Source organism: Streptomyces colwelliae, from assembly GCF_048158785.1.
Taxonomy (GTDB): Bacteria; Actinomycetota; Actinomycetes; order Streptomycetales; family Streptomycetaceae; genus Streptomyces.
This window is the reverse complement of the sequence record NZ_JBLTJC010000107.1, coordinates 24,388-30,706: the sequence shown is the minus strand read 5'-3', so window position 1 is coordinate 30,706 and position 6,319 is coordinate 24,388. Positions and strand designations below refer to the sequence as shown.

Below are 6,319 nucleotides of genomic sequence, written 5' to 3'. Positions count from 1 at the left end.
GTCCAGGCGCCGGTTCAGGCAATCTCAGCCCGTCCGGCGTTTGAGGACGAGGCCCCTTCAGGGCCGATGGGGGTCTGGGGGCGCAGCCCCCAGAAGGGCGCCCCCAACAGACCTAGGCGCCAACCAGACGCCCGGCCAGGTAGCCCTCGATCTGGTCCAGGGAGATGCGCTCCTGCTTCATCGAGTCACGCTCGCGAACCGTCACCGCGTTGTCCTCAAGCGTGTCGAAGTCGACGGTCACGCAGTACGGCGTGCCGATCTCGTCCTGACGCCGGTAACGACGACCGATGGCACCGGCGTCGTCGAACTCGATGTTCCAGTTCTGACGGAGCGCGGCGGCAAGGCCCTTGGCCTTCGGGGACAGCTCGGGATTGCGGGACAGCGGGAGCACCGCGACCTTCACCGGGGCGAGCCGGTGGTCCAGGCGCAGCACCGTGCGCTTCTCCAACTTGCCCTTGGCGTTGGGCGCTTCGTCCTCGACGTAGGCGTCGAGGAGGAACGCCAGCATCGCGCGGCCGACACCGGCGGCCGGCTCGATGACGTACGGCGTCCAGCGCTCCTGGGCCTCCTGGTCGAAGAAGGAGAGGTCCTGGCCGGAGGCCTTGGAGTGGGCGTTCAGGTCGAAGTCCGTGCGGTTGGCGACGCCTTCCAGCTCGCCCCACTCGTTGCCGCCGAACTGGAAGCGGTACTCGATGTCAGCGGTGCGCTTGGAGTAGTGGGAGAGCTTCTCCTTGGGGTGGTCGTACCACCGCATGTTCTCCTCGCGCAGGCCCAGGCCGGTGTACCAGTTCCAGCGCTGCTCCATCCAGTACTCCTGCCACTTCTCGTCCTCGCCCGGCTTGACGAAGAACTCCATCTCCATCTGCTCGAACTCGCGGGTCCGGAAGATGAAGTTGCCGGGCGTGATCTCGTTGCGGAAGGACTTGCCCATCTGCGCGATGCCGAACGGCGGCTTGCGGCGCGAAGTGGTCTGCACCTGGGCGAAGTTGGTGAAGATGCCCTGGGCGGTCTCGGGGCGCAGGTAGGCGACGGAGCCAGTGTCCTGCGTCGGGCCCAGGTGGGTGGAGAGCAGGCCGGAGAACTCCTTGGGCTCGGTGAACTGGCCCTTGTTGCCGCAGTTGGGGCAGTTGATGTCGGCGAGGCCCTTCTCGGGGGCGCGGCCGTGCTTGGCCTCGTACGCCTCCTCCAAGTGGTCCGCGCGGAACCGCTTGTGGCACGCGGTGCACTCGGTCAGCGGGTCCGAGAAAGTGGCGACATGGCCGGAGGCGACCCACACCTCGGGGGCCAGGATCACGGACGAGTCGATACCGACCACGTCCTCGCGCGACGTCACCATGTAGCGCCACCACTGGCGCTTCAGGTTCTCCTTGAGCTCGACACCCAGCGGCCCGTAATCCCAGGCGGCGCGCTGGCCGCCGTAGATCTCACTACTGGGGAATACGAAGCCACGGCGCTTGCTCAGGCTGACGATGGTGTCGATCTTGTCGGCGGCCACGGTGCTCTCTTCATGACGAATGGACGGCAGCGAATGACTTAGGTTACCGGCGCCTCCCGCCCCCGTATCAAATCGGTTCCGTACCCGAAGCTTGTTGACAACGGTTTCCATGTCAGTTGAAAATGACTGTCATGAACGTACGACGACGCCACATATCCGGGATAGCCATCGCAGCGGCCACCGCCCTCGGTCTCGGGACCCTCTCCGCCTGCTCCAGCGAGACAGCCGCCGCGGCCAACACGGACAAGTTCGACGTCGTCGCGGCGTTCTACCCACTCCAGTACCTCGCCGAGCAGATCGGCGGCAGCCACGTCCACGTCACCAGCCTGACCAAGCCCGGCCAGGAGCCGCACGACCTGGAGATCAGCGCGCAGCAGACCGCCGCGCTCGGGGAGTCCGACGCGGTGCTCTACCTGAAGAACCTCCAGCCGGCCGTCGACGACGCGGTGAGCCAGTCCGACGTCAAGACGAAGATCGACGCCGCCTCCCTGACCACGGAGGAGAAGCACGGCAACGAGGTCGGCGGCCACGCGGCCTCGCACGACACCTCGAAGAACGAGGAGCTGGCCGGCCTCGACCCCCACATCTGGCTCGACCCGGTGCGCTACGCCCAGGTCGCCGAGGGCGTCGGCAAGGCCTTCGAGAAGGCCGACCCGAAGAACGCGGCCGACTACAAGACCAACACCGCGTCCCTGGTCAAGAAGCTGGACGCGCTCAACACCGAGTTCAGGACGGGCCTCGCGAACACCAGGACCAAGGTGTTCATCACCACGCACGCCGCCTTCGGCTACCTCGCCGAGCGCTATGGCCTCACCGAGGAGGCCATCAACGGCCTCGACCCCGAGTCGGAGCCGAGTGCCGAGCGCGTGAAGGACCTTGAGAAGATGGCGAAGGCCGACGGCGTCACCACGGTGTTCTACGAGACGCTCGTCAGCGACAAGACCGCCAAGACCATCGCCGCGGACGCGAACCTGAAGACGGACGTCCTCGACCCGATCGAGGGCATCACCAAGAAGTCCCGCGGCAAGGACTACTTCTCGGTCCAGCAGGCCAACCTCAAGGCGCTGCGGACGGCCCTGGGAACCAAGTGATCTACGAGTGATTTACAAGTGATCTACAGCAGTCCGGAGGACACAGTGGACGAGCCCGTCATATCGCTGCGCGAAGTCCGCGCAGAGCTGGGCTCGCGCCCCGTCCTGCGCGGCATCGACCTCACCGTGCGGCGCGGTGAGGTCGTCGCGCTGCTCGGCGCCAACGGCTCCGGCAAGTCGACCGCGATCCGCGCGATCATCGGCCAAGTCCCGCTCAGCGGGGGCGAGATCGAGCTGTTCGGCACCCCGCGCCGCGCCTTCAAGGACTGGCGGCGCGTGGGTTACGTACCGCAGCGCACGACGGCCGGGGGCGGGGTGCCCGCCACGGTCACCGAGATCGTCGCGTCCGGCCGCCTCTCCCGCGCCCGCTTCGGCCTGCTGCGCAAGGCGGACCACGAGGCCGTACGGCACGCCCTGGAGCTGGTCGGGATGGCGGACCGCGCCAAGGACTCGGTCGACGCCCTGTCCGGCGGCCAGCACCAGCGTGTACTGATCGCCCGCGCGCTCGCCGCCGAACCCGAACTGCTCATCATGGACGAGCCGATGGCGGGCGTGGACCTGGCCAGCCAGAAGGTCCTCGCGGACACCCTGACCCGCCAAGTCGCCGAAGGCACAACGGTGTTGCTCGTCCTGCACGAACTCGGCCCGCTGGAGCCGCTGATCGACCGCGCGGTCGTCCTGCGCGACGGCTGCGTCCAGCACGACGGCCCGCCGCCGCGCGCGCTCGGCCAGCACGCGCTGCCCGGCCACGACCACGTACACCCGCACTCGGCGGACGCCGAACCGATCCGCACGGGACTGCTGAGCTGATGGACATCCTCGACTACGCCTTCATGCAGCGGGCGCTCATCGCCGCCGTCCTCGTCGGCATCACCGCCCCCGCGATCGGCATCTACCTCGTCCAGCGCCGCCAGCCCCTCATGGGCGACGGCATCGGCCATGTCGCGATGACCGGCGTGGGCCTCGGCTTCCTGCTGAACGCCTCCCCGGTCTGGATGGCCACCGCCGTCTCCGTCCTCGGCTCGGTCCTCATGGAACTGATCCGCTGGTACGGCAAGACCCGCGGCGACATCGCCCTCGCGATGCTCTTCTACGGCGGTATGGCGGGCGGCGTGATGTTCGTCAACCTCGCGCCGGGCGGCTCGAACGCCAACCTGAGCTCGTATCTCTTCGGCTCGCTCTCGACGGTCTCGCAGTCCGACGTGACGGCGATCGGCATCCTGGCGGCCTTCGTGATCGTGGTCACGCTGGGTCTACGGCGGCAGCTGTTCGCGGTGAACCACGACGAGGAGTTCGCCCGGGTCACCGGCCTCCCCGTACGCGCCCTGAACCTGCTGACGGCGGTCACCGCGGCCGTCACGGTCACCGTGGCGATGCGGGTCGTGGGCCTGATCCTGGTCTCCGCCCTGATGGTGGTGCCGGTCGCCGCCGCGCAGCAGCTCACCCGCAGTTTCGGGGCGACCCTCGCGATCGCGGGCGTGATCGGCGTGACCGTGACGGTCAGCGGCACCGTCACCTCGTACTACCAGGACGTCCCGCCCGGCGCGACGATCGTGCTCCTGACGATCGCCGCGTTCATCGCGCTGACGGCGCTCGCGACACCACTTGCGAGGCGCCGGGCCCGGGCCGCGGCCGCCGCGCAGCCCGCCGGGGACCCGGTGGAGTGCGCGATTCCAGCCACACGGGGGGCCGCCGACGAGGTCGGCGTCTGACCACGCACAGCCCGGGCTGGCACAATGGCTCGGCAAAGTGCAGACGTGAGGAGGCAACGGTGACGACGGCCGGCCCGCCCGTTAAGGGACGATCCACCCGCCAGCGTGCCGCCGTGTCGGCGGCACTCAACGAGGTCGACGAGTTCCGCAGTGCCCAGGAACTCCACGACATGCTCAAGCACAAGGGTGACTCGGTAGGACTGACCACGGTCTACCGCACCCTCCAGAACCTCGCCGACGCCGGCGAGGTCGACGTCCTGCGCACGGACGAGGGCGAGTCCGTCTACCGCCGCTGCTCCACGGGGGACCATCACCACCACCTGGTGTGCCGAGTGTGCGGCAAGGCGGTCGAGGTGGAAGGGCCCGCCGTGGAGAAGTGGGCGGAGGCGATCGCGGCGGAGCACGGGTACGTCAATGTTGCGCACACGGTGGAGATCTTCGGCACCTGTGCGGAGTGCTCCGCAGGTTGAGCGGGATATGTGCGGGCCGGTGGATATCTGCGGGCCGGTGGGGGCTGAGCGCGCAGTTCCCCGCGCCCCTAGGGGGTTGGCCGGGAGCGCTTGTTCAGATGCGGGGCAGTTTGGTGTTCAGCAAGGCTCGTAGGCGGTCCACGTCCTGCGGGATGTGTGCGCCCTGCTTGACGAGGACCATCGCGCAGGCGCCGATCTTGTCTGGGCTGCGGAGCACGAAGCAGTGGTCGGTCTCGGCGTAACTGCCGTAGTTGGCCCAGGACATGCGTGAGTCCATGTGTGCGCTGACCGTCCGGACGCCCTCCTCGGCGACGGTCACCCGCAGCACTCCGTGGTGCTGGTTGGCCCGGAGCAGTTGGCCGGCGGTCATGCCGGGGACCCGGAGCATCAGCAGCGGCCAGGCGACGAGGGCAACACCGAAGGCGAAGCCGATGCCGTCGCCGCCCGCCAGGCCCGCGGTCAGTACGAGCACGCCCAGCACCATGACGACCGCGAGGAAGACGGGGTGGTGGATGAAGCCGGCCCGGCCGCGCTTGCGGAACAGCAGCCGGACGGCCTCGGTCATGTTCTCCAGCCGGAGTTCGTACTCCAGCACCACGTCGCTCACGCGTGGCTCGACGCTCTGTCCCTGCTCCATCACGGCCCCTCCCCGTTCCTGCGGTGACGAGCCGTGATAGTAACGCCAGAGTCCGACAGGGGTGTTACTCGTTTCCCCGCATCGCCTGTTCCATCGCGAGCAGCTTCTCGTTCGGCACCGCGCCGCCGAACCGCCGGTCCCGCTGGGCGAATTCGACGCAGGCACGCCACAGGTCACGCCGGTCGAAGTCCGGCCAGAGCACGTCCTGGAAGACCATCTCGGCGTAAGCGCTCTGCCAGAGAAGGAAGTTGGAGGTGCGCTGCTCGCCGCTGGGGCGCAGGAACAGGTCCACGTCCGGCATGTCCGGGTAGTAGAGGTACTTCGCGAGGGTCTTCTCGTTGACCTTGGCCGGGTCGAGCTTGCCGGCCTTCACGTCCTCCGCCAACGCCCGTGCCGCGTCGCCGATTTCGGCCTGGCCGCCGTAGTTCATGCAGAAGTACAGCGTGAGCGCGTCGTTGTTCTTGGTCTGCTCCTGCGCGATCTGGAGCTCCTTGGCGACCGACCGCCACAGCTTGGGCATACGGCCCACCCACCGCACCCGGATGCCGAGTTCGTCGAGGGTGTCGCGGGTCTTGCGGATGAAGTCGCGGTTGAAGTTCATGAGGAAGCGGACCTCGTCGGGCGACCGCTTCCAGTTCTCGGTGGAGAAGGCGTACAGCGAGATCGCGCCGACGCCCATCTCGACGCCACCCTGAAGCACGTCCAACACCCGCTCGGCGCCGACCTTGTGGCCCTCGGTGCGCGGCAGCCCCCGCTCCTTCGCCCACCGCCCGTTCCCGTCCATGACGATCGCCACGTGCTTCGGGATCAACTCGCCCGGCAGCTTCGGTGCGGTGGCCCCCGACGGATGCGGCTCCGGCGCCTTGTACTCGCGCCGCTGGCGCCCCAGGATCCCGCGTACGGCCATGTGCTTC

7 protein-coding genes are annotated in these 6,319 nt (G+C 68.3%); 4 read left to right on the top strand and 3 right to left on the bottom strand.

The genetic code is table 11. The features are described 5' to 3' along the window. Window positions 1-112: 112 nt before the first annotated feature. A complete protein-coding gene (locus ACNFOC_RS22920) occupies window positions 113-1,495 on the bottom strand; it encodes a glycine--tRNA ligase (RefSeq protein ID WP_416960973.1) in 1,383 nt (460 codons plus the stop codon). Window positions 1,496-1,626: 131 nt separating this feature from the next. Here ACNFOC_RS22920 and ACNFOC_RS22915 point away from each other — a divergent pair, with 131 nt between their 5' ends. From ACNFOC_RS22915 to ACNFOC_RS22900, 4 genes are read left to right on the top strand one after another with little or no spacing between them, the layout of a single operon-like run. Then, complete coding sequence (locus tag ACNFOC_RS22915; protein WP_416960972.1) at window positions 1,627-2,586, top strand: metal ABC transporter substrate-binding protein; 960 nt, start codon at window positions 1,627-1,629, stop codon at window positions 2,584-2,586. 45 nt (window positions 2,587-2,631) lie between these two features. Continuing rightward, window positions 2,632-3,396 (top strand): metal ABC transporter ATP-binding protein, encoded by a 765-nt coding sequence (locus ACNFOC_RS22910; protein ID WP_416960971.1) that lies wholly within the window; start codon window positions 2,632-2,634, stop codon window positions 3,394-3,396. Beyond that, window positions 3,396-4,298 (top strand): metal ABC transporter permease, encoded by a 903-nt coding sequence (locus ACNFOC_RS22905; protein WP_416960970.1) that lies wholly within the window; start codon window positions 3,396-3,398, stop codon window positions 4,296-4,298. Before ACNFOC_RS22910 ends, ACNFOC_RS22905 begins: the two co-directional genes overlap by 1 nt. Window positions 4,299-4,357: 59 nt before the next feature. Beyond that, window positions 4,358-4,768, top strand: a complete 411-nt coding sequence (locus ACNFOC_RS22900) for a Fur family transcriptional regulator (RefSeq protein ID WP_033284652.1) — start codon at window positions 4,358-4,360, stop codon at window positions 4,766-4,768. A 94-nt stretch (window positions 4,769-4,862) separates the two neighbouring features. On the opposite strand, the gene ACNFOC_RS22895 is transcribed toward ACNFOC_RS22900, so the two are convergent. Both ACNFOC_RS22895 and ACNFOC_RS22890 read right to left on the bottom strand, forming a co-directional pair. Further along, window positions 4,863-5,405 (bottom strand): YcxB family protein, encoded by a 543-nt coding sequence (locus ACNFOC_RS22895; protein ID WP_416960969.1) that lies wholly within the window; start codon window positions 5,403-5,405, stop codon window positions 4,863-4,865. A 64-nt stretch (window positions 5,406-5,469) separates the two neighbouring features. Then, window positions 5,470-6,312 carry an isoprenyl transferase gene (locus tag ACNFOC_RS22890; RefSeq protein ID WP_416960968.1) on the bottom strand — a complete coding sequence of 281 codons (843 nt, stop codon included), beginning with the start codon at window positions 6,310-6,312 and terminating at the stop codon, window positions 5,470-5,472. Window positions 6,313-6,319 lie beyond the last annotated feature (7 nt).